This window comes from Hymenobacter translucens, from assembly GCF_020685205.1.
Taxonomy (GTDB): domain Bacteria; phylum Bacteroidota; class Bacteroidia; order Cytophagales; family Hymenobacteraceae; genus Hymenobacter; species Hymenobacter translucens.
Genome location: NZ_JAJERB010000019.1, coordinates 1 through 3282 on the forward strand (window position 1 = coordinate 1; position 3282 = coordinate 3282).

General features: G+C 53.1%; 2 rRNA genes. Both read left to right on the plus strand.

Going from position 1 to position 3282, the window contains the following annotated elements:
• The first annotated feature begins 90 nt into the window (after positions 1–90).
• Positions 91–2997: ribosomal RNA gene (locus LJY25_RS21085) — 23S ribosomal RNA — on the plus strand.
• A gap of 80 nt (positions 2998–3077) precedes the next feature.
• Positions 3078–3189, plus strand: a 5S ribosomal RNA gene (gene rrf / locus LJY25_RS21090).
• Positions 3190–3282 lie beyond the last annotated feature (93 nt).

Below are 3282 nucleotides of genomic sequence, written 5' to 3' on the forward strand. Positions count from 1 at the left end.
GTTCTTTGACGTAGTGAAACGAGTAAGAAGAAGAGTTGATATACCTAGTGTATATCCAACCGAGCCCTCTTGAGATTTATTTCAAGAGACATAGAAGTAAAGAAGGGCACACGGGGGATGCCTAGGCTCTCAGAGGCGATGAAGGACGTGATAAGCTGCGAAAAGCTGCGGGGATTGGCACATACGAGGTGATCCGCAGGTATCCGAATGGGGCAACCCCTCTAGTTGAAGACTAGAGACCTTTCCCGTATGGGATAAGGGGCAAACCCGGGGAACTGAAACATCTAAGTACCCGGAGGAAAAGAAAATAACAATGATTCCCCAAGTAGTGGCGAGCGAACGGGGACAAGCCCAAACCAGGGTGGTTACGGCCACCGTGGGGTTGTAGGACCTCAACATCTGATTCTAATACTGTAGCTGAACGACTTGGGAAAGTCGACCATAGGGGGTGAGAGTCCCGTAAGCGAATGTGTATTAGACGGTAGAGGATTCCTGAGTAGAGCGGGACCGGAGAAATCCCGTTTGAATCCAGCGGCACCATCCGCTAAGGCTACATACTCCTGAGAGACCGATAGTGAACCAGTACCGTGAGGGAAAGGTGAAAAGAACCGTGAATAACGGAGTGAAAAGAACCTGAAACCGTGTGCTTACAAGCGGTCGGAGCCCTTTTGTGGGGTGACGGCGTGCCTTTTGCATAATGAGCCTACGAGTTACTCCTCCCTGGCAAGGTTAAATGTGTTGACACATGGAGCCGCAGCGAAAGCGAGTCTGAATAGGGCGTGCAGTCAGGGGGGGTAGACGCGAAACTTTGTGATCTACCCTTGAGCAGGTTGAAGGTGCGGTAACACGCACTGGAGGACCGAACCAGTTTCCGTTGAAAAGGATTTGGATGACTTGAGGGTAGGGGTGAAAGGCCAATCAAACTGAGAAATAGCTCGTACTCCCCGAAATGTATTTAGGTACAGCGTCGGTGTAGAGTTACTAGGAGGTAGAGCTACCAATAGGACTAGGGGGTGTCATAGCCTACCGAATCCTGATGAACTCCGAATGCCTAGTAATATAACCGGCAGTGAGGCGTGGGGTGCTAAGGTCCCATGCCGAGAGGGAAAGAACCCAGACCATCCGCTAAGGTCCCTAAATTCGGACTAAGTTGAACAAAGGAGGTCCAGTTGCTTTGACAGCCAGGATGTTGGCTTGGAAGCAGCCATTCATTTAAAGAGTGCGTAACAGCTCACTGGTCGAGCGACAGGGCATCGATAATACGCGGGCATCAAGTCCGGTACCGAAGCGATGGATTTGCACTATGTGCAAGTGGTAGGGGAGCATTCCAGCAGCGGTGAAGTCGTCTCGTAAGGGACGGTGGAGCGGCTGGAAAAGCAAATGTAGGCATGAGTAACGATAAGGCGGGTGAGAAACCCGCCCACCGATAGACTAAGGTTTCCTGATCAACGCTAATCGGATCAGGGTTAGTCGGGACCTAAGGCTACGCCGAGAGGCTACGTCGATGGACAGCTGGTTGATATTCCAGCACTTACAAAAGAGAGTGATGCAGTGACGGAGTAGTGAAAGTACCGCGGGCGGACGGAAGTGCCCGTTGAAGTGCGTAGGTATAGGCGGGGTAGTTAAGTACGCCCTGTTTGCTGAAACATGATAGTACCTGGCGGCTTCGGCCAACGGGATAGTGTACCTAATCAGACTTCCAAGAAAACCTGCTAAGCGTTTTAATTCTTTTGTAACCCGTACCGCAAACCGACACAGGTAGTCAAGGAGAGAATCCTGAGGTGCTCGAGTGAATCACGGCCAAGGAACTCGGCAAAATGGTCCTGTAACTTCGGGAGAAGGGACGCTTCCTGGCAGCAATGCCAGAAGCCGCAGTGAAAAGGCCCAAGCGACTGTTTAACAAAAACACATGACTTTGCGAACTCGCAAGAGGAAGTATAAGGTCTGACACCTGCCCGGTGCCGGAAGGTTAAGAGGGGAACTTAGTCGCAAGGCGAAGGTTTGAATCGAAGCCCCGGTAAACGGCGGCCGTAACTATAACGGTCCTAAGGTAGCGAAATTCCTTGTCGGGTAAGTTCCGACCTGCACGAATGGTGTAACGATTTGGGCGCTGTCTCAGCCGTGAGCTCGGTGAAATTGTAGTCTCGGTGAAGATGCCGAGTACCCGCAACGGGACGGAAAGACCCCGTGCACCTTTACTATAGGTTGACATTGATGCTGGACAACACATGTGTAGGATAGGTGGGAGGCTATGAGCCAGCGGCGCCAGCCGTTGGGGAGCCAACGTTGAAATACCACCCTTGTGTTGTTTGGCACCTAATCTCGAAAGGGAAACAGTGTCTGCTGGGTAGTTTGACTGGGGTGGTCGCCTCCAAAAAAGTATCGGAGGCTTTCAAAGGTCCGCTCAGTACGCTTGGTAACCGTACGCAGAGCGCAATAGCAGAAGCGGGCTTGACTGTGAGGCCGACAAGCCGAGCAGGGTCGAAAGACGGATATAGTGATCCGGTGGTTCCGCATGGAAGGGCCATCGCTCAAAGGATAAAAGGTACGCCGGGGATAACAGGCTGATCTCCCCCAAGAGCTCATATCGACGGGGAGGTTTGGCACCTCGATGTCGGCTCGTCACGTCCTGGGGCTGGAGAAGGTCCCAAGGGTTCGGCTGTTCGCCGATTAAAGTGGCACGCGAGCTGGGTTCAGAACGTCGTGAGACAGTTCGGTCCCTATCTGTTGTGGGCGTTGGAAATTTGAGAGGACCTGTCCTTAGTACGAGAGGACCGGGATGGACCAGCCGCTCGTGCACCGGTTGTGGCGCCAGCTGCAGCGCCGGGTAGCGACGCTGGGATGAGATAAGCGCTGAAAGCATCTAAGTGCGAAACTCACCTCAAGATGAGATTTCCCATACTAAGAGTCGTGGTAGATGACCACGTTGATAGGCTCCAGGTGTAACGTCAGAAATGGCACAGCCGAGGAGTACTAATGACTCGAACGCTTCTAAGTACCCGCTCTTAAGCACTTCTTCTTACCCGTTTTCACTGCGTCAACGATTTTCGACTATGCAACGAGCATAGCCAACCAGTAATGGTGGCTTTAGCACGGGTGTTCACCTCTTCCCATTCCGAACAGAGCAGTTAAGCCCCGTAGCGCCCATGGTACTGCCTTCAACGGTGGGAGAGTAGGTCGCCGCCAACCTTACTTCAGCCGAGCCGGCTGCCAGCGTTTCCCTTCGGGTGAGATGCGGCAGCCGGCTCGTCTGCGTTTACAGCCCCCCGCTGGCCCCGCCCC